This is a genomic window from Paenibacillus segetis, from assembly GCF_014639155.1.
In the GTDB taxonomy this organism is placed as follows: domain Bacteria; phylum Bacillota; class Bacilli; order Paenibacillales; family Paenibacillaceae; genus Fontibacillus; species Fontibacillus segetis.
This window is the reverse complement of record NZ_BMFT01000001.1, coordinates 1,795,236-1,817,047: the sequence shown is the minus strand read 5'-3', so window position 1 is coordinate 1,817,047 and position 21,812 is coordinate 1,795,236. Positions and strand designations below refer to the sequence as shown.

Below are 21,812 nucleotides of genomic sequence, written 5' to 3'. Positions count from 1 at the left end.
GTCAGGTTCTTTCTGCATTCTGATTCTTATTAAATCTAAGTAATCCAATTAAATATTAAAGTAGATGATGTTTTTATATAAGTTTACTTTACTTTTATAAAAACTGAGTTTATAATTTTGATTCAAGAGGTGATGGTCATGAAGAAAGATTTTGGTGATTCGATATCTAATAAAGTTTATGAATATCGTGTACTTGCCAGATTGTCTCAGCAAGAATTAGCAGAGAAAGTCGGGGTTTCCAAACAAACCATCTTCGTAATGGAAAAAGGAAATTATATTCCGACTCTGCTGTTAGCTTTTCGAATTGCCGAATTTTTTAGTGTTGATGTTAACGATATTTTTACTTATGTGAAAGGAAATGATCAAAATGATAACTAAATCTATCTCAGATATCCATAATTCAATCTTTTCCCCTTTAAAGTCCTGGGCTGAACATTCTTCGGGAAATTGGAATATTCTCATTGGAGTTGGTTTTTTACTGGTTATGGGTAGTGCGATTTTTACCTTTGTATTTTATAAGAAGCTTGGACAAGACGACGAACGGACAAATAAAATCTTTTTGACAAGCAGCTTTTATATGCTATTGGTAATTATTCTATGTGACATGATTTTTCCTAAAGACGATATGTGGACCATCTTTTTCTTGTTCAAATATGCGTTGGCATTTTTAGCTGGTGGGATTTATCTAGCCGTCCAATATAAAAAAGATTTTTCATAAGGAAAAGTCGGGAAACGAGACTCAACCAAGGATGAAGAATTAGACAAAGCTAATAACTCTTATCTTAGGTTGGGTCATTTGTTACAAAGAAATAACCGGCAAGCATCGCCGGTCCTTCTCTTCAATCGTGTATACTAAAGCTCTTTTATTTTCAGAATAACCTGATTTTCATCACTAGCCACATGTTCTGATGCAATTTGCATGAGGGTATTATGTTCTCCAACACAAACAGAACGCTGAGCATGCTTGAACATGGACACATCATTCGCATCATTACCAAAGGCAATAAATTGCTGTGGTAGGATACCAAGGGCTTGTAATCCTGCCCATTTATCAACACCTTGCGGACTGATATCAATAATCCCTTCATTACCGTGGACATAAATTACGATCGGTAATTGCTGCAACTCCTCTAGCAACTGCTGCTCATTTATGCTATGTAAAATGACGACTTTCACGATCTCATTTAGCTCATCAAGTGGTACATTTGCAGCGCGCTGTTCCGGGTCCACATTTCTTCGAATAGGATGCTCATTATTCCCTGTATAAGCATAATTCCATCTGCTATCAATTAAATAGCTTGCCTCATACTTTCTAATTAACTTAACGATCTTGTCAGCTAGCGGTTTGTCAAAATGAATCGTGGAAATGATCTCTCCACCTGATGCTACAAATGCGCCATTCCCACCAATCATCGGATACTGCTGCATATGAGGCGGCAATACCGGCAATAAATCACGTATTGGTCTGGCCGAGGCATAAATGATTTCATGCCCCTTTCCTGCTAATGACTCTAATGCCTGTACCATATCTTTACTTAAAGGTTTCCCCTTAAAACAAATTGTCCCGTCTAGATCAAATACTATTTTCATCGTACAACCTCCTCGTTTTTTTATCATAACAGCTTCTTGTATAATAAAAAGGACAGATGTCCAAAAAAGGAGAAAATGATGAAATTCACGCAAGAGCAAGACATCCTACAACGTTATAAATCACAAATAAATATCGATCAAATCTTTTCTCATCCTGAATCTCTTCCCTTTCAACTACGGATTTATGAGCGGAATGAGGTCATTTTACAAGAGGGAGATACGCTAGATGGCCTTTATTTTCAAGTAGACGGTAGAACCAAAGTAACATCGAGTGTGGAGACCGGAAAAGCTCTACTGTTGCGCTTCTGTCACCCTTTAGCGGTCTTTGGAGACATTGAACTCATGCAAAAAGTTGTTGTACAGTCGCAGGTTGAGGCCGTAACACAAGCTTCATTTCTTTTTATCAACAAACATACAATTGAAACGGAATTGATGCGAGATTATAAGTTTTTGACCGAGCTATCCAGGCATCTCGCTTATAAACTCCAGACATGTACGACAGCCTCACGAATCAATTTATTAGCCTCTGTTGAAGAGCGCCTAGCAAGCTATTTATTAACCATACGCCTTCAGCATGATTTTGGAAAAGAAATTCAAACTCCACATATTCATGAAGTTGCTTCGCTTATTGGTACTACCCCGCGGCATTTAAACCGTGTCATTCAAAAGTTATCTGATGTGAACATGCTCAGGAAAGATAAGAAGAAAATCGTTGTGATCGATTGGGAACGTTTAGATGAACTATCCAATGGTTTGCGATATGAATAAGGACTGGCGATGATCGCCAATCCTTTTTTACTCTATAAATTACTTGTAACGTTTTGATAATTTCGCTTGATGAGATTTAAAAATATCTTCTAAACTGACGTCATACTTGTTGGCGATCACAATAACGTTTCCTAGTACATCCCCTAGCTCTTCGATTAGCTCTTGTTTATTCTCAGCGTGTGTACCCGTGGTTTCATCTGGACGATCTCTACCAATTTCTAATGCTCTAATTGCTCTTGCAACCTCACCCGTTTCTTCCGCCAAAAAACCAATACGTATAAAAATATCGAGTTCTGACCATCCACGTTCTTCATAAAATTCCTTAACCCATTTCTGAAATGCATTTACGTCCATTATTCATGTCCTCCTGCACGATGCAAATTGAAAGTTCATTATACCTTATTCTATATGAAATGAGTGTGGATTCACGTAAAAAAGACGGCTCCTTCGATGCCGTCCTCAGATTTATTAATTACTGTTCAACTTTGATCTCATCTCTTCCTGTCTTCGATAAATAGATAACCAAGGACAAAATAATCACGAGAAAAATCGTACTGATACCCACCGTACCAAGGTTAAGTCCACCATTATCTGAAGATTGGGATAGATAATCGCCGATAGAGGCACCTAACGGACGGGTCAAAATGTAGGCGATCCAAAATGCAGTCACAGCATTCAGTTTAAATCGATAATAGGCGATGGTAATTACTGCAATTAAAGCTGCAAATATGAGTGCTGAGTTCAAATATCCCCAATTGAGCCCTTCTGATGCAAGATCACCCGCCGCAGTTCCCAATGCAAATGTGAATAGAATAGCTAACCAATAGAAAGATTCTCGCTTGATCGTGTGAATAGAGTGAACAGATAATGTCTTCTCACTAAAGTACCATGCCATAAAAGTTATGATTAAGGCGGCGGTGAAGAAAATGGTAGTTGTCACTAGCGATACCCCTAAGTTATCAACTAGATTGTCGGTAATAAGCGTCCCAACGACACTGATCATCACGACAGCAAGCCAATAGATCGCTGGAATGTACCTCTTTGTTCTGAATTGAAGGAATAGTGTAATTAGCAATAATACACACATAACATAAGTTGTATTGGTTAACCCCCAGTTCAGATTGAAATTCAAGAGATCTGCCGCTGTCTCGCCCACGGTGGTAGCCATAATTTTGATGATCCAGAAGAAAATCGTGATCTCGGGAACCTTGTTAAATACCTTCTTACCTTCCGTTATGAACGAATTTGACGAATTCAAATTTGAACTCTCCTTCTCTTAACATAGATTGGTACTTCCATATTAGTGTATATCTCAGATCTAAATTGCCTATGAACGAACTATTAATAAATCCTTAATTCTGGAAATCAACAAAAAAAACCAAAGTAGAATCCGTAGATTCACTTTGGTTGATCTCTAAACTGTTTCAGGAATGAAAGCGGTAGCCAGCACCCCACACAGTCTCAATATATAGTGGATTCGTAGAATCTTCTTCTATTTTCTCTCGGATCCTTCGAATATGCACGGTCACAGTCTGAGTATCCCCCAATGAATCTGCCCCCCACAATCTCTCAAATAGATGGTCTTTACTGAACACACGATTCGGGTGTATTGCTAGAAAATAGAGAAGATCAAATTCTTTGTTGGTCAGCGAGATCTCCTCATCCCGTATGAAGGCACGACGTGAGTCAGGGTCAAGCCGCAACGCTCGAACCTCCAGTTCATTGGTGCTCGATCTATGTCCTTTCAACCGATCATATCGTGAAAAATGGGCCTTCACCCGAGCTACAAGCTCCGCAGGTTTAAATGGCTTCGTAATATAATCATCAGCACCCAGACCCAGTCCGCGGATAATATCGATATCCTCCCTTCTGGCCGTTACTAGAAGGATTGGAATATCCAGTTCATCGCGAATTCTTTTACATACTTCAAATCCACTTAGTTTGGGTAACATAACGTCTAGCACAATCAATTCAAATTTACCTGATAGAGCTAATTCCAGTCCCGCTTCACCATTATCAGCGATCTTGGTTTGGTATCCGTTCATTTCCAAATAATCTTTTTGTAGCTCTGCAATGGACGGTTCGTCTTCCACAATCAGTATCGTTCTATTCATCCTTGGGTACTCCTATCCTCGTCTATCGGTAATACAATATAAATCGTTGTCCCTTGACCTTCCTCACTCTTAGCATATATCTCTCCACTATGTCCTCGTATAATTTGCTTAGCAATGGCAAGTCCTAACCCACTGCCACCGGTGTCTGAATTCCGTGATTGTTCAGCACGATAAAAGCGTTCGAAAATGTGATCAGCTGCTTCTTTGGGTACGCCGGGACCATTATCTGCGATAGTCAGAACAAACTGTTCACCTTCCATAAAGGTATGTACAGTGATCATCTTTTCAGACTTGTCCATATATTTCAAGCTGTTCTGAATAACATTTCCAAGGACACGCTTGAACGAATCCCGATCGACAGATACTCTAGCATGCTCCCCTTCATCCAAATTCATTGCTAGTTTTACATCCTTCTTCTCTAATTCAATTATCAGTTCCTCTGCCCAATCTTTCAGAAAGGGGAGGATGGATACGGATTCGAATGAAAAAGATAGCTTCTGCATATCTAGTTTCGAGTATAAAAACAACTCATCAATCAATCTGTCCAATTCACCTGTCTTTGTTGCGATCGTACGCATATACTTTTCTCTTTTTTCAGGTGAATTCGCCACACCTTCTAATATCCCGTCTACATACCCTTTAATTGCAGTAATCGGTGTTTTCAAATCATGCGAAATATTCGTAATTAACTCTTTCCGATTTGTCTCATATTGCTGTTGAAGAACAATGGACTCCTGAAGTTTAGATCGCATCTCCTCAAAAGCCATCCCCAGCTGACCAAGCTCATCTTTACCACTGACCTGTACTTGGAAATCCAGATTACCCTCAGCAACCTGTCTTGCCGCCCCACGTAGTTCTAGTATCGGCCTGATAATTCGTCTAGACATATACGTAGTTAACAAAGTATGCGTCAATATGAGCACGACGACTGTCAATAGAAATAGTATGGGGAAAAAGGTTAGAACGAAATGGACAAGTGGGTCCAGTTTTGTTAGCAGGAACAAGCTTACTGGTTTAGAATCCTTTGATAGCAAATCGAATTGAACGACTTGATACCAATCATTTTCATACTTTACTTTATAGGGCTCATAGCGGGTTCCCTCATGTTTGAATGCTGGAAGTTTCTCAGTTAATGTTTCCTTAGATAACAGTTCATCAGAGATATACAGAGTCTCTTGATCAGAACGGATATATAATGCCGTGTTGTTCTTTAACATATCGGCAGATAAGTCTTTCAAGAAGCTCGCGTCATTCAACAAATCTGGATTTTTCATCATCGTATGTTTAATCAGATTGCCATAGTCACTGTCTTCAAGAGGTTCGAATTTTCGCTCATAAGCATTTTTCAGGTTCTGCACGTCACCACGATACACAACAGTTAACAGCAATGCAGTGATCATAAGTAGGAATAAGGGAATAACTAGCATTGCCGCATAGGATAACAAAAGTTTTATACGAATGGACATCTTTTGGATCACCTTACCTTGCTCACCCGATGACTATGAAACGGTGAAATGTATTAACAAACTTATCCCTATACCGAGCAATGCTCCAGCAAGCACTTCAACGGGGCGATGCCCGAGAAGCTCTTTGAGATCTGTAGGAGGAGCATCCTTTAGAAGAGCAGGTGTCTGTTTAACTAATCGATTTAATAAAGAAGCATGCAATCCTGCATTCCGGCGAATACCAGCAGCATCGTACATTGTAATCGCACAAACCACTGCTGCAACAGCAAATACCGAAGAATTAAATCCTTCCATGATTCCAACAGCAGTCGCTAGTGAAGCAACTGTTGCTGAATGAGAACTGGGCATTCCACCCGTGCTGAAGCAGATCGCTGGATTCCAGCTCTTTTTGCTAATTAATTGTAATGGAAGTTTGATGACTTGCGCTACTATCATCGATAGTAAGGCCGAAGCCAAAGGAAAATTAAATAGTGTATGCACTCTCTGGTTGCCTCCTATATTAGACTTTATGTTATATATCCAATTTATAAGTTAAGTATAAACTGGTCATGAATCAATTCTTAACGATTTATTAATTAAGTCACTCACTCACTGTACCGTTACTACAGTATAATTTGCAAACCGTTTAATACTCATTCCCTCTTCTTCCATAGGGATTGGATCGCCATTCCAATAAATATAGGAAGCTTGCTCTCCTGGTACTAAATCAGGATTACCAAATACATACCTCCCAAACGAAGACACTTGTTGGAACGCTCCTCCTGGATTTGTATAATTAACTGTATTAATAAAGTCCTTAGGGTTGATTCTTTCATAAAAGAGTACATAGATATAAGGCATATTCACCCTGTTTGTAACATAAATCTTTCCGTCACTCTCAGTCGAAGCATATTGAATAGCCTCACCTATAGACTCAAAAAATGCCGGTCCGATCTGCTTAGGATAGTCACGGAAATATACAGTTGTAAACATGACAAAGAATATTCCGAATACAATAACGCTGATGACTCCTACTACTTTCTCCTTACGGAATAGCCACATCAATCCACTGACAATCAGTAAGATCAACGGGTAGAAAATAACATTGATCCGATTGATGTTTACATCAGTAATAAAAGTCAATAGTACAGCGATAAAGAGCCAGATTATCACGATAACTTGTTTCATTTGCGTTTGGTCTTGCAGGTGTAACGATGATTTAAGCAAGATAACAAGTCCCAATAGCACAAAAGGTACAGCAATCGGATAAGCATATCCAAATGAAGAGATCGAATTCCAAGGAAGACCATCATTCCCGCTTAGAAAAATGGAGATAAACTTACGAAAATTATTTGTAGCTGCCTCTATTATGTTTCCACTGAAAATAGTAGAAATTTGATCTACACGTGGGTTGGTCAATCTAGGAATGGTGAAGAACGGAGTTGAAATTTCCTGAAGTTTCAAACGATTCAGCATTACAAACATGAAAATAGGTAAAGCCAGCAGAATAAACAATCCCCCATTCCAAAGAATCGTTCGGAGCTTCAGTACTTTTTTAAATAGTAGAAGAACAGCGACGGTAAATATGAATAAGGGAACAAAAAAGTAGGCTGTACCATATGCATACAGGGATAGAGCCAAAATAATAGTGAATCCATATGACCACTTTGGGGATTGAAATGACTTCATTACGCAATAAACAGCGATTAGGATTAACGTAGGAAATAGATTGGATTCCAGCGCCCATCTCGACATCATGATATGCCATGGATTAATGGAGATGAAGAACATGGCTGCGATACCTGCCGCACTTGATTTAAAAAGATGCTTGGCTACTAAGTAAAATATGATCATTCCGAGCAGACCCGTGAACAAGCTGACCATTCGAACCGACATCGGTGTCAGTCCGAACAGCAGAATAAAGGGCATGGATAAATAGGCGTAAAGGGCATTCTGCCCGCTTCCCCAGGCAATGAGGTGAATGGGTAAGTGAACCCCGTTTCTATCTATGCCGTAATGAAGTATGGCATATGCGTCATAACCAATGGATGCTTCATCTTGATTCAGCCCCGGCGGGATGGAACCTATGTATAGAATACGAATGACTGCGCCCACAAGAAACAAAAGTACGAGCCATGGATTATTCTTGAAACCTTTATAGCATGTATTGAGCCAGTTCCATTTCCTCATGGACAACATACTCACCTCTTCTTCCAATATAATCTATATATTGGAAGAAGAGAAGTCTCTGATTTGCTCTTTATTACGATTAGATACATAGACGCCGAAGAGAATTAGAAGACCGCCGATCAATTGAGCTCCATGAATAGCATCTCCCAAGAGGTAGTGGCCAGCGACCAAAGAAATAAACGGCGGAATATTCATAAACATAGCTGCTGTACCTGGGCCCGTTATTGCCACACCTCGCGTCCACCATATATTAGAGGTAGCTGTAATGAAGGCTAATAGAAGTAGCATGAGCCATATCACAATACTACTACTAACTAGTAGGCTACCATTTAATACATCTATGGTGGCTACTGGCGCCATCATGACAATACCTACTCCTCCACCGAAGATGTTTATCGAGGTCAATGACATCGTCCTAGCTAGTATCGGAGTAAATATCATACTAATTGTCATTCCTAGCATAGCGATCAATAAGTAGACATCTCCGGAGGATAAACTAAATTTCCCACCACCAAAGCTGATAATAATAGTGACACCAATCACACCAAGAATACCGCCAATCAGCTTCCCCCCTGTCCATGGGGTCTTGAGAAATAATCGTTCCATGAAGACAGCAACAAGTGGTGCAACTGCATAAATGAGTGAGGCATTGGCCGCCGATGATAGTTGTAGTCCTTTAAAATATAAAGGTTGTTGGATTAATGTACCGAAGACAGAAGACGCTAACAGAAGCAACCATTCTTTTTTCGTCGGTCTACTTAAAGATCCGCTTCTATATAGAAGTGCAAGGACTACAAACCAAGTCAGTCCCATCCGAGTAAAAGATAAGAATGTTGGAGAAAAGTAAGTGATTAGATAAGAACTGATGATATAGCTAAAGCCCCAAAGTACGGCAACTCCTAAAAGTCCAAATAGAGCTGATTTATGCGCTGACATTATTGACATCCCCCCATGTCAGAGGAATCCGAATTCATTATTTATCTCCAATCTTCTTATAAGGCAGACGGTCCTTGCTTTGTAAAGACCATTTCTCTCCATCAATATAGATTGCATCTACTTCTTCGTTATAGAAACTTAACCGACCCGCAATTTCATGAACCTCTGGAAGAGCCTCCGCATAGCTCCATACGACGTCTTTGTACTGTTTACCCCCTACATCGATCGAATGGTAGGAAGCCACACCTTTATAAGGGCAACGTGTAACCGTATCTGATGGTAGAAGAAAATTGAAATTTATATCCTCTTGGGGCAAATAAAATCGCGGTGTCAAACCTGTTTCAAACAGAACTACAGAATTACGACTCTCGGCAATAACTTGACCCCCAACAACGACTTTAATATGTCTTGAGCTCGGAAGGGCATCAATTCTTGTATAAGGGTCTCTTGCATGAACGAATATCTCTTCTTCCTCTTCAAACCATGCATCTGCCTTATTCCATACGAAGGAGACATACCCTGCAAGAATAAAGCTAACTTGTGGTGGGTTTAAGTAACTCCATACAGCATTTTCTACGACTCGGTCCCCCACTCTAATCGTCCAATAGGTAGCTTCTCCTTTGTTAGGGTCCTCTTTCCGATAATCCGATATTTCAAAGAGATCACTTCTCACATCTTCCTTAGGAAAATAGTACACAGGTAATTTACCTGTCTCCGTTATAACAAGAACCCGCTTACTGTCAGCAATATACACTTCACCGAGCTTCACTCGAATCCATTTTGGACTACGTTCAGCTCTAATCTGCCAATCCTCACTATAATTATCTCTTAAAGTCCATTGTGGGTCATGATGAGCCATATTTAACAACTCCTTACATTTAAATTGGCAGAAAATATAAACGGAAACTTAATTGATGAGCGATGCTCTAACCTTAGCGAGAAATTGGCCACTCTTAAGCAACTGGTAGGCTTGCTCAATATCGATACTCAAATTACGATCCTCTCCAAGAAACGGTACAGCAGAGCGAATCGATTCATAAGCAGCTTTTGTACCTAACCCCTGCGTTAAATCCTTACGTAGATCAATGGCTTGAACCGCATGCAGTGCTTCAATTCCGATAATATAGTACAGTCGATCGATAATATCCCTCGTCTTAGCTACTACATATGGCGAGTTCGCTGCGTGATCTTCTAGATCGCCTGCCAATGAGAAATAATCCGCTGAAGCTGGATTAGACAAATGACGAATTTCAGCATCTAGTGCCGTAATCGTCTTCTGCACAGTGCAATAGCCAATAGAATACTCCTCGTTTGCCGTTAGAAACCGACTCAACCCCGTAAATGAAGGGGTTCCGAGTTTAATCGTTCGATAACATGCACTTTTGGAGACATGGTGAAGTGCACTTCCAAGCATTTCAAACCCCAACGTCCAAGAGACAGATTCAAAATTAGCGCATGATAAAATTCGTTTCTCTTCTAGCAATACGCAAGGATTATCATCGGAACTATTCAGATGAATATGGAGTTGCTCTCTCGTATATTGAAGCGCATCATAGGCAGCACCGTGAATCTGACATGCACCACGGAAGCTCAGAGGATCCTGTAGCGAATCAACTAGATTCGAATTCCATAAATAACTCTGCTTAAGAATATCTCTAACGTGTGCTACGCTTTTCAACTGTCCCTTATAAGGTCTCACGCGATGTACAGCTTCGTCTAGTGGACTTACATTGCCTCGTAATGCTTCAAGTGATAAAGCGTATACGATATCTGCGAGTTCAAGAATCTCTTCACACTCATGCAATACTAAGGCACCTGTACCTGCTGAGAGTGCATTAGAGCTAACAATGGCGAGACCATCCTTTGGTCCAAGCACAAGTGGCTTAAGTCCAGCCTTATTCATCGCAGCTTCTGTAGGAAGTCGCTCCCCATTCATCACAACTTCACCTTCGCCAATGAAAGAAAGGCCAATATGCGAGAGGATCGTAATATCCGCGGCTCCAACCGATCCTTTAAGCGGAAGCATAGGATGAATCTCTAAATTAAGGAAGTCAACATACCGTTGAACAATTGCAAGCTGAACACCCGTACAACCTAACAGTAGAGCGTTTAATCTTACAAGCATCACAGCGCGGACCTCTTCTTCCGCTGCCTCAGCTCCAACACCTGCGGAGTGGGATAATATCAAATTGCGATTAAACCGCTCGAAGAATGCCTTATCAATTACTCTATCTTTATTCCAACCGACACCACGGTTGAGCCCATACACGGGAACATCCTGTTCCGCAAGTTCGAAGATCAAATCACGGGATGCCTTGACCCTTACTATAGCTTCCTCCGAAATTTGAACGGGTCTCCGGCCGTAAGCAACGGTATAAACATCAGCTACAGTCAAACTCTGCCCATCCAGAATAAGAACATCATTAGGCATTGATCTTCTCTGCCTCTGGAAATGCCAGGTTATAAAGCTCAATTCCTAAGGCCTGCTCTACCTCAGGGTATACGGAGGGATCCTTTACGCTAGAGCTAAGCGGAATAAGAGATCTATCGATAACGAATACACCTATCTCCTGTCCTTCATAAATATGGCCTACACTTACGGGCAATCCCGTCTCTAGAGAAAAGGTAGTGATCACATCAGGAAAAGTACTAAGTCTTTCCTTGTTACGGTCATCGACCGCCATATATTCATTCATCACATGAAGTATTAGTGTATTCCCATCAGAAGCTTTTACTTTAATCGTTCCGATATCAAATGCACCCGAATATTGAACCTTCTTCTTTACGACCTTACCTCTTCCGATAATGGTTCCTCCGGTTTTTTGACAGATTGTATCTAATACATGTTCCGCACCAATAGCTTCAGCCTCCACAATAGCCTGCCCCAGCTCAATTGCCATCGTGATTCCGCCTATAGCAGCATGTTCTTTAATATATTTAGCAGGGAGCGGATGCCTTGCCGCTGCGATAAATCCTCCAGCCATGTCGGAAGCCGTCCGCAATATGTTTGAGGTTCTAGCTGGGGTCCCTTTCGTAACAAGCTCGATATAGCTGCCATTCTCCGGTTTACCACCGGCAACAGCCTGAATCGTCTCGAAATCAATGCGAGAAGCAAGCCCTAGCGACCCCATTTTCCCCGTTGGATGCGCACGGATGTCTCCCGTTGCGTCAACTACAACCAAACCCAGTGCCGCGGCGGGTAACCACCCATTTATCGTGCTGGACATCCCATTCTGAGGTGTCATGACACCAACGACTTTTCCTTCATAGTGATCGATGATTAACTGAACTGCTTTAATATAGTCTTTACCGAGCATTTGCCACTGCGTCCCCGCTGGAGCTCCAATTGCTGTACAAGTAATGATAATGGCGTCTTCCGGTAATTCATCAACGGAGACCAGTTTAGGTTTGCCAAGAGTTATCGCCGCTCCCCCTATTTCTAATCCATGCTCTACCCAGCCACCGCCACCGGAAGCGAATACAGACCCACCCTTTACAGCCGCCAGTACATCCTCTTTCGTTAGTTCACGCATTTAAGTTACCTCCATAACGCTCTGTCGATATACGCCTTATTCCTGTTCGAGCTACTTCATCAAGTGATTCCTCATAACCTGCATCAGCATAACGAAGTACGCCAAGCCCGGTATCATTATTCAGGGCAAGATTAATCCGTTCATCTGAGCTCTTCGTTCCATCTGCTACAATCGTTATTCCCGCACTGGTCATATAACCGGAATAACCACCGCCACCTGAATGTATCGCTACTAGATCTGCCATCGACGAACAGCTCATCATGGCATTCAGGAGCGGCCAGTCGGCAATAGCGTCACTGCCATCCTTCATTCGTTCCGTCATAATGTTCGGATGTGTCATGGCACCCGCATCCAAATGATCCCTTGAAAAAGCAATTGGCCCTGATAGCTTACCTTCACTAACTAATCGATTAACGGCTAAAGCCAATTTCGACCGATCACCATGACCGAACCAACCGATTCGTGCAGGCAGTCCTTCTATCGGTACATACTGATTAGCGAGTCTTATCCAGTTCGTAACGACATCGTTATCCCGGAATTCTTGCAAAATATATTCATCAATAATCCGGATATCCTCAGGATCACCGCTGAGTGCAATCCAACGAAAGGGACCAATCGCACGTGCAAAGAGTGGTCTGAGGAATGCTTCCGTGAAAATATCAATATCAAAGGCATTCTCGACTCCATATTTAACAGCTTGCGTACGGATGTTGTTGCCGTTATCAAAGACGACCGCACCCTGCTCCTTGAAAGCAAGCAAAGCTAACACTTCTTCGGCTATCGAAGCCCCAGCATCATCCTGTAATTTGGCTGGATCTAATTGACGAGCCTTAATCACTTGATCTAAGGTATATCCCTTAGGAACATAACCATAGAGCAGATCATGAGCAGATGTCTGATCCGTCACAATATCAGGAATAATCCCTCGGCTCAATAGCTCGGGGTAAATCTCAGCTGCGTTGCCTAGTAAGCCTATAGATAGACTTCGACCTTCTTGTATGGCATCTTGTACCCATTCCAAGGCTTCTTCCAGGTCGCTCGTTTTTTGCTTCAAATAACCATTTGCCATCCGCTTATCGATTCGCTCTTCCGACACTTCAACACATAGAATAACGGCATTCGCCATCGTGCCTGCTAGCGGTTGCGCACCTCCCATACCACCAAGACCCGCCGTCAGAATGAAGCGACCACGCAGATCTCCCCCAAAATGAATTCGAGCTATACTTTGAAATATCTCATAAGTACCTTGAATTACGCCCTGCGAGCCAATATATTGCCATGCTGCAGCCGTTAATCCACCCCAAATGATTAAACCCTTCTCCTGTAAATCATAGAAATTCTCACTTGTTGCCCATTTGCCTACTAGATTACAGTTAGCCATAACCACTAATGGGGCTTGTTTATGTGTCTTGAATATACCAATCGGTTTGCCCGATTGAATGACGAGCGTTTCATCTTCTTCTAACTGCTTTAACGTATCAACAATCGCGTGATAGGAAGGCCAATTTCTAGCCGCCTTACCAAGTGAAGCGTACACGATAAGCTCCTTCTGATTCTCACCATTCTCTAAGACGTTCTCTAGCATGCGCAAGAGCGCTTCCTGTCTCCAGCCTTTACAACGAAGTTCAAGCCCTCGTGTAGCTATAATCTTATCCACCACTTTCATCACCTCAGCTTAGCTTGTTTGAACAGTGCTATAACGATTAGCAGGACGCTTTAATCCAAAATGATCTCGAAGCGAGTTACCTGTGTAGTCCTGTTTGAACAGTCCTCTTCGCTGCAGCTCTGGAACAACCAGATCTACAAAGTCATCCAAACCACCTGGAAGATGTGGGAACATAATATTAAAGCCATCTGCTGCTCCGCTAACAAACCATTCTTCCATCTGATCGGCAATCTGCGCCGGCGTTCCCGCCACACCACGCGAATTTATGCGTTTGTACAATTGACGTATGGTTAGATTCTCCCGCTCAAGTAGCTGTATGATCCGAGCAAGATTGCTTTTACTTTGATTGAACCCTTCTAGCTGTGGAACAAAAGGAAGGGGTTCATCCAAAGGATACCCTGAGATATCTTGGCCAAGGTAATGGGAGAGGAGATCAACTCCCAGCTTCTCAGGAGTAAGTTCTTCGACAATCGCCAGTCGTTCAGCAGCTTCCGCTTCTGTCCTCCCGATAATCGGCATAAATCCAGGTAATATAAGTAACTCATCACGAGATCTGCCGTATTTTGTCATCCGACTCTTTATATCCTCGTATAATTGAACTCCATCCTCCACCGTTCCAAACGGACCAAATGCTGAACCGGGTGCAAATACAACCTCTGCCGATGCAGCAGCGAGCTCTTTACCTGCTTCAGAAGCACCCGCTTGAATGAGCACAGGATACCCTTGAGGTGGACGAGATACATTTAGAGGGCCCCGTACAGAGAACTCACTGGTTTGGTAGTTAAGGTTATGAAGTTTGTCTTTGTCGGCAAAACTGCCTGATTGCTTATCAAATAATAGAGCGTCATCTTCCCAGCTATCCCATAATCCTTGAGTTACATCAACGAACTCCTTCGCTCGTCCATAGCGGTTCTTATGCTCAAGATGCTTATCTTTACCGAAATTACGCGCTTCTTCATCCGTCTGCGAAGTCACAATGTTCCATCCCGAACGCCCCCCACTCAAATGATCAAGTGTCGCTAGCTTGCGAGCGATATGATATGGCTCGTTATAGGTTGTCGATACGGTAGCCGCTAGACCAATCTTCTCCGTAACAACGGAAAGTGCCGAGAGTAAAGTAAAGGGTTCGGGACGGATACTGTTCGATTGAACGATCCCGGACTCAAACCGATCCCATACATACAATTCATCCGCATAGAAGAACATATCGAACTTGCCTCGTTCCGCTGTCTGTACAATGTGTTTATAGTAATTAAAATCTAGCAAACCTGCAGCATCCGATTCCGGATGCCGCCAGCTTGAAATATGTTCGCCTGCGGGGAAATACATCATCGCTCCAAGTGCCATTTGTTTTTTATCGATTCCCATTCTGTTGATCCCCTTTGCCTAATTACTTAATGAGACCTTCGTTTTTGAGCCATTCTTTGGCGACATCCACTGCCGGTCTTTGCTTCTGTTCAACTTCACCATTCAATTTTTGCATTTCGGCGTCATCAATCTTACCCGCCAATTTGTTGATAACGTCCTTCAATTCTGGATGTTGCTTAAGTGTTTCTTCACGAATAACGGGAATTGCAAAATACGGCACAAACACATGTTTGTCATCCTCTAAAACCACAAAATTACTTATTGGAATTTTGCTATCCGTAGTGTAAACGTCAGTCACATCAATCAACCCTTGCTCGATCGCTTTATAAGCAAGTGCATTATTCTGAATCGTTTTGATTTCTTTGAATTTTGGGTTATATACCTTCTGAACGAGTGGCCATGTATCTTCGCGTTTCAGAAATTCTTGACTCGTGCCAAATACGATATCCCCAGCTTGAGCAGCTAATTCCGACGTTGTCTTGATGTTCAACTTCTCAGCGATCTCTTTGCGGAGAACAAGTGCGTAAGTATCGTTAAACCCGATTTGTTCTAACACTTCGATTTGATTCTTTTCTTTCAGTTTTTCTTTTACAATGTCATAAGCCTTTTGAGGGTCATACTCCGGCTTCTCTTTCAGGATATTGAGTAGAGCGGTTCCCGTGTATTCAACATAGGTATCAACCTTCCCCGCTTGGATCGCTTCCCATAATAGATTGTTATCTAAAGTCGTAATTTTAGTTTTGAGTTTTGTGTCGTTCTCAATCAATAACGCGATAGCATTTGCCAAAATATCTGATTCAGCAAAGCCTTTTGTTGCCACTGTAATCGTCTCGCTTGATGATGCTGTCTTGCCGCAACCCGTCATCGCAAGCACCAGTACGAGAGATAGTCCTGCGATGAGTGAACTGCGTAACCAAACTCCAGGTCGAACCTTTGTAATCTTCTTAAATACGTTCATTGATAATTTCCCCTCTCCTCATTTACCTTTAGTTTTTTGTTTGTTGACGCAAGCCTTTCGGCGTTAAAACCCGATTGAGTCCAAGCAGTAGGACATTTACGATAATGACCAATAGTGAAACGGGAACTGCACCTTCAAGAATCGTTGTCGTATTAATCATCGATATCCCGCGAGTGATGATGTCACCAAGCCCGCCGGCTGCAATGTAAGTAGCAATGGTGGCTAAGCTAATGGTTTGAACCGCGACGAGTCTAACACCCGCCATGATAATACTGCGAGCGATCGGAAGCTGTACCATCCATAAAATCTGCCACCTTGTCATCCCCATCCCGGTCCCTGCTTCGATGAGTGCCGGATTTACTCCGCTAATCCCTACATAAGTATTTTGTAGAATAGGAAGCAACGCATAAAGGGTAAGCGCGATGATTGCAGGCTTTGTTCCAATGCCGAGAATCGGAATCATGAAACCAAATAATGCAAGACTGGGTATCGTTTGAATGACAGAGACGGTGGTAATTACCGTATTTGCAAGTCGCTTATACGCGGTAAGCACAATGCCAATAGGAATAGCGATCACACAGGCGATCAGAACGGATATGAGCGACAAGTTGATATGCTCATTTGTTTTTTCTAATATCAGCGGCCAATCCGCTTGAATGGTATTCCAAAATTGATCCATATGAAGTAGCTCCTTTTCACTGAAGTTTTAAATGCTATATTGAGCGAATCGCTCTGCACCGAGGAATTCCCGAACAAAATCATTCGCAGGTTGATCAAGCAGATCTGATGGAGAACCCGTTTGGATGATTTCTCCATCCTTTAATAACACCACGAGATCAGCTATTTTCAATGCTTCATCAATATCATGAGTGACGAATACGATTGTTTTCTTAACTCGCTCATTGAGGTTGATTAGTTCTTTCTGAAGTTGAATCCGACTGATGGGATCTAGAGCACTGAAGGGTTCATCCATTAAAATGATGGAAGGATTTGCGGCTAGTGCTCTTGCGACTCCAATCCTTTGTTGCTGCCCCCCACTTAATTCGTGCGGATACCGAGATCGATATTGTTCTGGATTGAGACCGATTAACTGTAGCAACTCCTCCGTGCGAGCTACTAACTCCTTTTTCTTCTCACCCTTGAGTCTGGGGACAATCGATATATTCTGTTCAATCGTCATGTGTGGAAATAACCCGATCTGTTGAATGACATAGCCAATATTTCTTCGTAGTGCTACTGAATCAAGGCTACTAACGCTTCTTCCTTCCACTAGCACCGTACCGTGCTCTGGCTCAATTAATCGATTGATCATTTTAAGAAGGGTTGTTTTCCCACAACCGGACGGACCGATAATCGTTATGATTTTTCCGCCCGGTATGATGAGATCAAAATTCTGCAACACATTTCCAGAACCATAATTTTTCGTAACTTGCTTAAATTCTACTGCTGCAGTATGACTACTCATCACAATCACTCTTCCCCTGTATAATTTTATTTATCTTATTTATCTGATGGTTTTAGTATGAATAAATAACAAAAAAAGGCCTCATTTCCCTCATTTAAGGAAAATGAGACCTCCATTTGCAAGGTCAGTCTCGTTTATTATTATCATTCGATAATTTAATATTGTAATGTAATATTATAGCGGGAGTTTTCTTTTGTCAATCATTATTTATAAGTAAACCTATCGGAATTAACGATCTACTTATTTCACCTTATTTTCTTTAAAACACACTTCCTAATTTTTGTGACAACTGATTTGCTGCAGCTACTACATAACCCGATACTTCCTGATCATACTCCTTATTGCACTTGAAATTCGGACCCGCGATCGACAGACTTGCAACGATTAAGCCATGTGCATCTAGCACAGGCGCTGCTACCGCAAAAATATCCGGGTCTACTTCCCCATGCGTAAAGCAGTAACCTTTTTCCCGAATATCCGCACATTCATTCTGTAGTTTACGTTGTTCCTCAGGTGATTGAAGAGACTCTACAACCCGCTGAATAAATCGCTCATTCTCATAAGCAAGGATACATTTCCCTGAACCTCCGGAATATAGCGGCAGTACTCTTCCATTCTCAACCGCAAACTGCAGAAGGCCTTGGCTTCGGACATTTTGTATACAGACACAATTCATTCCTGAACGTACAAACAAAACGGATGTTTCTTTGGTTTGCTGTGTTAATCGCTCCATAATGGGTAATGCTAGCGGCAATAACTCACGATGAGCCTGATGACTTAAGCTTCTAGCCAAATCTAATATACGCATCCCTAAGCCAATTTGACTTTTTCCCTTCCGCTCCACAATCCCATTCTGTTCCAGCGTTTGAATAAATCGATAGGTTGTACTTTCCGGAATAGACACCTTCTCAGCGATTTCACTGACTGATAAAGTATCATTTGCTTCCGATAATGCAAACAATATATCAAGCGCCCTACTCAGCGTTTGTGTTCCGTTCATAATGAACCCCCTATGTATAGATAACGATTTCAACTGAATTCAACCTTATCCATTTATCAATTCAAATAAAAAAAGACCTCCTGTGATCAGGTCAGCCGTCTTCATTCGCGTTCTACTATCCGTTCAATCCTTTGATTGAAAGAGTTATGTTATAGTTCCGTTTATACCGTAACAGTCTTAATCTCATTGGCATTAAAAAAGTCCAAGGCTGAACGGTACCAGAAAATCTCCCCTTCTCGTTCTCCATCGATATAGGTTTCAACCCGTTCATTATAAAAGGACAAATATTCCTTAATATTTGGAATCTCAGGAATTGGATTTAAATAACTCCATACGATATTGTCGTGCACTTTATCATTTATCGTAGCCGACCAATAAGAAGCCGTTCCTTTATACGGGCAACTTGTTTGTAGTGTAGACGAATTTAGAAGATCTTGCTTCACGTCTTCCTTCGGCAAATAATACCGTACAGGCACACCTGTTTCGAATACAATTACTGGACGATGGCTCTCAGCGACGGTTACACCATCAATAACAACTTGAATATGACGTGAACTCCGAAGCGCATCTACACGTTTGTACGGATCACGAGCGTGAACGAAAATCTCTTCATCCTCTTCAAACCAAGCATCAACCTGATCCCAATAGAACGAATAATACCCTTTGATAGCCTCGCTCTCGGGAATAGGATTCTGATAACTCCAGACTGCATTCTCAGAAAATCGCTCTCCAACCTTGATGCTCCAGTACGATGCAGTTCCTTTCAGCGGGCATTCCGTAAAGTGATCTGCTTCCACGAATAGATCTTTGCGTACATCCGATTCAGGAAAATAGTACACCGGAAGATGGCCTCTCTCATGGAGTGTAATGACATTTGTGCTATCGGCAATGGTTTCCCCACCGAATTTCACACGTACTCTTCTTGGATTTAGATCCGCTTTGAGATACTTCTTGTTAGACATTCCAATTCCTCCTCCTTCAAATGGATATATCAAATACAAGTAATGAATTATCGCACTCAGATAATATCACGACAAAAAACATAATTCAATATTTTATTCCTACTTTTCCAATAAGGATTAACAAATAAATGAATAAGCTACTAACTTACACCTTTTTTTCTAAGTGAGTTATAATTAAAATTCAAAGGAACTTTACTCTAGAAGGGGTGCACATTACAATGGAAATTCAAATTGGCTCTTTGGCAAAAGAAAGACTAGCGGAAAGTTTAGGAGACGGGCCTGGCTTTTTCAAGTTATTTTATGATACAGAAGGTTGTGGTTGTAACGGAGTAATCGTTATTCTTATCGTGGATAAACCCAATCCATTAGATGTTGAAATCACTACGAACCTGAGTCCATTCCTCGTAGATCCGAAGCAGCAACATAACCTAGATGAATTTATGCGGCTTGAAGCCGAGGAGAATTATCCTGCCTTTAAACTCAGCAGTGACTCCTCCCTATTTAGCAGCAATATAAGAATAAGAGATGTTCGGGGAGACCATAATCCATTGAATAATTCGAATCAGTGTCAGATTAGTTAATTCATATACGGTCGTTTAGCTTATCAATAAAATACAACATAGAGCAGCCTTGTCTTATAAGAAGACAGGGCTGCTCACATGTTCAGATTGTTAATTAACGGATGAACGGGTAATGGAAACACTCGATTCGCGTACGATAAGTCGGGGTTCAAGCTGTACTCTCTCATATTCCCCCACTTTGTTCTCCTGGATCCGCTTCAAGAGTAGCTGAGTAGCCACTCGAGCCACTTCGCTACCCATGATCGAGACAGAACTAATCTGCGGGGTTGTTAATGTTGTCCACAAATTGTTGTCAATCCCAACTACAGCAACATCTTCGGGCACAGAAACCCCTAGTTCCTTAAATCGATTTACGATTCCAATCGCTACCATATCGTTCACGGCATATATGGCATCAGGCATGTCCTTCAGACTATAAAAGTAATCTGCTGCTTGAATCCCTGTTTGAATGGTGAAATCCTCACCGAAATAAACCAAGGAAACGTCAATGTGTTTGACGGATTGCTCGTACGCGAAATAACGATCCTCAATGACCTCTTTCTGCGCTCCGGCATAGGCAATTCGGGTTCTACCGATATTTTGTAAGTGCTCCATTACAATCTTACCTTCCAGTCTGGATAAACTTACGATATCTGCCTTTACGTCATCTCCCAATCTTTTTCCATAGTTAATAATGGAGACGGGTACACTGGATTTATTAATGAAATCCACAATGGTTTTGGGATACGCTAGTGGCATGATAATAAGTCCATCTACATGTAACTTCTTAACCTCTCGAATCGTATCCAGTTCCATTTTGGCATTTCCAGAAGTATTAATTTGAATGACGCGATAATTAAACTGTTTGGCAGCTTGCTCAACAGACCAAGCAATATCTGGAATAATCGCATTACGAATATCTGGAACCGCTAGGGCAATTTGTTTGGTATGACGTACTTTCAAGCTTTGAGCCGAAGTGTTTGGAGTAAATCCCATTTCTTCGACAACTTGCAGAATTAGGTTTTTTGTCTTGTCACTAATTCCACCTGTATTATTAATGGCTCTGGATACAGTAGCGATACCCACCCCAGCCTTTTTTGCAACATCTTCGATCGTGACCTTCTTCTTGTTAGGCACAAACAAACGTCCTTTCCTATTCGGAATCGTTTCCTTTTCCACACTAAGTCTTATGATCTTTATTATTGTTATCATACCATAAATTAATAATAAGGAGTACATATAGCCCCTCGGATAATC

At 41.6% G+C, this 21,812-nt stretch carries 22 protein-coding genes and 1 pseudogene; 4 read left to right on the top strand and 19 right to left on the bottom strand.

Annotated features, from left to right (window positions below; all coding sequences use genetic code 11):
• Nucleotides 1-138 precede the first annotated feature (138 nt).
• Together IEW05_RS08370 and IEW05_RS08365 are read left to right on the top strand one after the other, a co-directional pair.
• Nucleotides 139-378 (top strand): helix-turn-helix transcriptional regulator, encoded by a 240-nt coding sequence (locus IEW05_RS08370; RefSeq protein WP_188537638.1) that lies wholly within the window; start codon nucleotides 139-141, stop codon nucleotides 376-378.
• Complete coding sequence (locus tag IEW05_RS08365) at nucleotides 368-718, top strand: DUF2178 domain-containing protein (RefSeq protein WP_188537636.1); 351 nt, start codon at nucleotides 368-370, stop codon at nucleotides 716-718. Before IEW05_RS08370 ends, IEW05_RS08365 begins: the two co-directional genes overlap by 11 nt.
• A gap of 134 nt (nucleotides 719-852) precedes the next feature.
• Here the strand turns inward: IEW05_RS08365 and IEW05_RS08360 are convergent, their stop codons facing one another.
• On the bottom strand, nucleotides 853-1,590 hold the full coding sequence (locus IEW05_RS08360; RefSeq protein WP_188537634.1) for an HAD-IIB family hydrolase: 738 nt from the start codon (nucleotides 1,588-1,590) through the stop codon (nucleotides 853-855).
• Between the two features lie 78 nt (nucleotides 1,591-1,668).
• On the opposite strand from IEW05_RS08360, the gene IEW05_RS08355 reads away from it, so the two are divergent.
• Nucleotides 1,669-2,358 carry a Crp/Fnr family transcriptional regulator gene (locus IEW05_RS08355; protein ID WP_188537632.1) on the top strand — a complete coding sequence of 230 codons (690 nt, stop codon included), beginning with the start codon at nucleotides 1,669-1,671 and terminating at the stop codon, nucleotides 2,356-2,358.
• Nucleotides 2,359-2,397: 39 nt separating this feature from the next.
• Here the strand turns inward: IEW05_RS08355 and IEW05_RS08350 are convergent, their stop codons facing one another.
• The 17 genes and pseudogenes from IEW05_RS08350 to IEW05_RS08270 all read right to left on the bottom strand — a co-directional run bounded on the left by IEW05_RS08350 (nucleotide 2,398) and on the right by IEW05_RS08270 (nucleotide 19,995).
• Nucleotides 2,398-2,712 (bottom strand): MazG nucleotide pyrophosphohydrolase domain-containing protein, encoded by a 315-nt coding sequence (locus IEW05_RS08350; protein ID WP_188537615.1) that lies wholly within the window; start codon nucleotides 2,710-2,712, stop codon nucleotides 2,398-2,400.
• Nucleotides 2,713-2,830: 118 nt separating this feature from the next.
• Nucleotides 2,831-3,616 carry a COG4705 family protein gene (locus tag IEW05_RS08345; RefSeq protein ID WP_229753301.1) on the bottom strand — a complete coding sequence of 262 codons (786 nt, stop codon included), beginning with the start codon at nucleotides 3,614-3,616 and terminating at the stop codon, nucleotides 2,831-2,833.
• A gap of 166 nt (nucleotides 3,617-3,782) precedes the next feature.
• Entirely contained in the window at nucleotides 3,783-4,472 is a 690-nt protein-coding gene (locus IEW05_RS08340) for a response regulator transcription factor (RefSeq protein WP_188537613.1), read from the bottom strand.
• Nucleotides 4,469-5,938 (bottom strand): sensor histidine kinase, encoded by a 1,470-nt coding sequence (locus IEW05_RS08335; protein ID WP_188537611.1) that lies wholly within the window; start codon nucleotides 5,936-5,938, stop codon nucleotides 4,469-4,471. The genes IEW05_RS08340 and IEW05_RS08335 overlap by 4 nt, the downstream gene beginning before the upstream one ends.
• 33 nt (nucleotides 5,939-5,971) lie before the next feature.
• A complete protein-coding gene (locus IEW05_RS08330; RefSeq protein WP_188537609.1) occupies nucleotides 5,972-6,418 on the bottom strand; it encodes a divergent PAP2 family protein in 447 nt (148 codons plus the stop codon).
• 108 nt (nucleotides 6,419-6,526) lie between these two features.
• Nucleotides 6,527-8,107, bottom strand: coding sequence for a phospholipid carrier-dependent glycosyltransferase (locus IEW05_RS08325; RefSeq protein ID WP_188537607.1), 1,581 nt, complete (start codon nucleotides 8,105-8,107; stop codon nucleotides 6,527-6,529).
• Nucleotides 8,108-8,140: 33 nt separating this feature from the next.
• A complete protein-coding gene (locus tag IEW05_RS08320) occupies nucleotides 8,141-9,043 on the bottom strand; it encodes a DMT family transporter (protein WP_188537605.1) in 903 nt (300 codons plus the stop codon).
• Nucleotides 9,044-9,080: 37 nt separating this feature from the next.
• The gene (locus IEW05_RS08315) at nucleotides 9,081-9,902 is read right to left on the bottom strand and encodes a DUF427 domain-containing protein (protein WP_188537603.1); all 822 of its coding nucleotides are present in this window, start codon (nucleotides 9,900-9,902) and stop codon (nucleotides 9,081-9,083) included.
• 48 nt (nucleotides 9,903-9,950) lie between these two features.
• Nucleotides 9,951-11,474 carry an HAL/PAL/TAL family ammonia-lyase gene (locus IEW05_RS08310; protein ID WP_188537601.1) on the bottom strand — a complete coding sequence of 508 codons (1,524 nt, stop codon included), beginning with the start codon at nucleotides 11,472-11,474 and terminating at the stop codon, nucleotides 9,951-9,953.
• Nucleotides 11,467-12,576: a thiohydantoin desulfurase gene (ertC, locus tag IEW05_RS08305; protein WP_188537599.1), complete on the bottom strand. Its 1,110-nt coding sequence runs from the start codon at nucleotides 12,574-12,576 to the stop codon at nucleotides 11,467-11,469. Before ertC ends, IEW05_RS08310 begins: the two co-directional genes overlap by 8 nt.
• Nucleotides 12,569-14,245 carry a thiourocanate hydratase gene (ertB, locus tag IEW05_RS08300; protein WP_373285787.1) on the bottom strand — a complete coding sequence of 559 codons (1,677 nt, stop codon included), beginning with the start codon at nucleotides 14,243-14,245 and terminating at the stop codon, nucleotides 12,569-12,571. Before ertB ends, ertC begins: the two co-directional genes overlap by 8 nt.
• Before the next feature lie 6 nt (nucleotides 14,246-14,251).
• Complete coding sequence (locus IEW05_RS08295) at nucleotides 14,252-15,610, bottom strand: LLM class flavin-dependent oxidoreductase (protein ID WP_188537597.1); 1,359 nt, start codon at nucleotides 15,608-15,610, stop codon at nucleotides 14,252-14,254.
• A 22-nt stretch (nucleotides 15,611-15,632) separates the two neighbouring features.
• Nucleotides 15,633-16,568: an ABC transporter substrate-binding protein gene (locus IEW05_RS08290; RefSeq protein ID WP_188537595.1), complete on the bottom strand. Its 936-nt coding sequence runs from the start codon at nucleotides 16,566-16,568 to the stop codon at nucleotides 15,633-15,635.
• A gap of 28 nt (nucleotides 16,569-16,596) precedes the next feature.
• Complete coding sequence (locus IEW05_RS08285) at nucleotides 16,597-17,247, bottom strand: ABC transporter permease (RefSeq protein WP_188537593.1); 651 nt, start codon at nucleotides 17,245-17,247, stop codon at nucleotides 16,597-16,599.
• A gap of 48 nt (nucleotides 17,248-17,295) precedes the next feature.
• A pseudogene (locus IEW05_RS08280) lies at nucleotides 17,296-18,033 on the bottom strand (ABC transporter ATP-binding protein); the annotation flags it as partial.
• Nucleotides 18,034-18,292: 259 nt separating this feature from the next.
• On the bottom strand, nucleotides 18,293-19,033 hold the full coding sequence (locus tag IEW05_RS08275) for an IclR family transcriptional regulator (RefSeq protein ID WP_188537588.1): 741 nt from the start codon (nucleotides 19,031-19,033) through the stop codon (nucleotides 18,293-18,295).
• A gap of 161 nt (nucleotides 19,034-19,194) precedes the next feature.
• Nucleotides 19,195-19,995 (bottom strand): DUF427 domain-containing protein, encoded by an 801-nt coding sequence (locus IEW05_RS08270; protein ID WP_188537586.1) that lies wholly within the window; start codon nucleotides 19,993-19,995, stop codon nucleotides 19,195-19,197.
• A gap of 218 nt (nucleotides 19,996-20,213) precedes the next feature.
• Here IEW05_RS08270 and IEW05_RS08265 point away from each other — a divergent pair, with 218 nt between their 5' ends.
• Nucleotides 20,214-20,576: an iron-sulfur cluster biosynthesis family protein gene (locus tag IEW05_RS08265; protein ID WP_308420391.1), complete on the top strand. Its 363-nt coding sequence runs from the start codon at nucleotides 20,214-20,216 to the stop codon at nucleotides 20,574-20,576.
• A gap of 90 nt (nucleotides 20,577-20,666) precedes the next feature.
• Here IEW05_RS08265 and IEW05_RS08260 read toward each other — a convergent pair whose 3' ends face one another.
• Nucleotides 20,667-21,692, bottom strand: coding sequence for a LacI family DNA-binding transcriptional regulator (locus tag IEW05_RS08260; protein WP_188537584.1), 1,026 nt, complete (start codon nucleotides 21,690-21,692; stop codon nucleotides 20,667-20,669).
• Nucleotides 21,693-21,812: the final 120 nt, after the last annotated feature.

Coding starts and splice junctions, on each gene's coding strand:
- IEW05_RS08365 (WP_188537636.1), top strand. CDS start 368: ATGATAACTAAATCTATCTCAGATATCCATAATTCAATCTTTTCCCCT.
- IEW05_RS08355 (WP_188537632.1), top strand. CDS start 1,669: ATGAAATTCACGCAAGAGCAAGACATCCTACAACGTTATAAATCACAA.
- IEW05_RS08320 (WP_188537605.1), bottom strand. CDS start 9,043: ATGTCAGCGCATAAATCAGCTCTATTTGGACTTTTAGGAGTTGCCGTA.
- IEW05_RS08315 (WP_188537603.1), bottom strand. CDS start 9,902: ATGGCTCATCATGACCCACAATGGACTTTAAGAGATAATTATAGTGAG.
- IEW05_RS08310 (WP_188537601.1), bottom strand. CDS start 11,474: ATGCCTAATGATGTTCTTATTCTGGATGGGCAGAGTTTGACTGTAGCT.
- IEW05_RS08340 (WP_188537613.1), bottom strand. CDS start 4,472: ATGAATAGAACGATACTGATTGTGGAAGACGAACCGTCCATTGCAGAG.
- IEW05_RS08275 (WP_188537588.1), bottom strand. CDS start 19,033: ATGAACGGAACACAAACGCTGAGTAGGGCGCTTGATATATTGTTTGCA.
- IEW05_RS08335 (WP_188537611.1), bottom strand. CDS start 5,938: ATGTCCATTCGTATAAAACTTTTGTTATCCTATGCGGCAATGCTAGTT.
- IEW05_RS08350 (WP_188537615.1), bottom strand. CDS start 2,712: ATGGACGTAAATGCATTTCAGAAATGGGTTAAGGAATTTTATGAAGAA.
- IEW05_RS08295 (WP_188537597.1), bottom strand. CDS start 15,610: ATGGGAATCGATAAAAAACAAATGGCACTTGGAGCGATGATGTATTTC.
- IEW05_RS08290 (WP_188537595.1), bottom strand. CDS start 16,568: ATGAACGTATTTAAGAAGATTACAAAGGTTCGACCTGGAGTTTGGTTA.
- ertC (WP_188537599.1), bottom strand. CDS start 12,576: ATGCGTGAACTAACGAAAGAGGATGTACTGGCGGCTGTAAAGGGTGGG.
- IEW05_RS08370 (WP_188537638.1), top strand. CDS start 139: ATGAAGAAAGATTTTGGTGATTCGATATCTAATAAAGTTTATGAATAT.
- IEW05_RS08265 (WP_308420391.1), top strand. CDS start 20,214: ATGGAAATTCAAATTGGCTCTTTGGCAAAAGAAAGACTAGCGGAAAGT.
- IEW05_RS08270 (WP_188537586.1), bottom strand. CDS start 19,995: ATGTCTAACAAGAAGTATCTCAAAGCGGATCTAAATCCAAGAAGAGTA.
- IEW05_RS08325 (WP_188537607.1), bottom strand. CDS start 8,107: ATGAGGAAATGGAACTGGCTCAATACATGCTATAAAGGTTTCAAGAAT.
- IEW05_RS08360 (WP_188537634.1), bottom strand. CDS start 1,590: ATGAAAATAGTATTTGATCTAGACGGGACAATTTGTTTTAAGGGGAAA.
- IEW05_RS08285 (WP_188537593.1), bottom strand. CDS start 17,247: ATGGATCAATTTTGGAATACCATTCAAGCGGATTGGCCGCTGATATTA.